The sequence below is a fragment of the Allobosea sp. Leaf344 genome (genome assembly GCF_001426225.1).
Classification (GTDB): Bacteria; Pseudomonadota; Alphaproteobacteria; order Rhizobiales; family Beijerinckiaceae; genus Allobosea.
Genome location: NZ_LMRT01000002.1, coordinates 1 through 406, shown reverse-complemented (window position 1 = coordinate 406; position 406 = coordinate 1). Strand labels below are relative to the sequence as shown.

At 65.5% G+C, this 406-nt stretch carries 1 protein-coding gene; it reads left to right on the top strand.

The annotated features are described in order from the left end of the window. Nucleotides 1-406 (top strand): GTP-binding protein (locus tag ASG72_RS05600; protein ID WP_244488716.1); only part of this gene is annotated, 406 nt, incomplete at both ends.

Below are 406 nucleotides of genomic sequence, written 5' to 3'. Positions count from 1 at the left end.
GTTCACGGCGTATGACCAGATCGACAAGGCTCCGGAGGAGAAGGCGCGCGGCATCACGATCTCGACGGCGCATGTCGAGTACGAGACGGCGAACCGCCACTATGCGCATGTCGACTGCCCCGGCCACGCCGACTATGTGAAGAACATGATCACGGGCGCGGCGCAGATGGACGGCGCGATCCTGGTGGTTTCGGCGGCCGACGGCCCGATGCCGCAGACCCGCGAGCACATCCTGCTGGCGCGCCAGGTCGGCGTTCCCGCGCTGGTGGTGTTCATGAACAAGGTCGACCTGGTCGACGACGCGGAGCTGCTCGAGCTGGTCGAGATGGAGATCCGCGAGCTCCTGTCGAAGTATGATTTCCCGGGCGACGACATCCCGATCACCAAGGGCTCGGCGAAGGTCGCG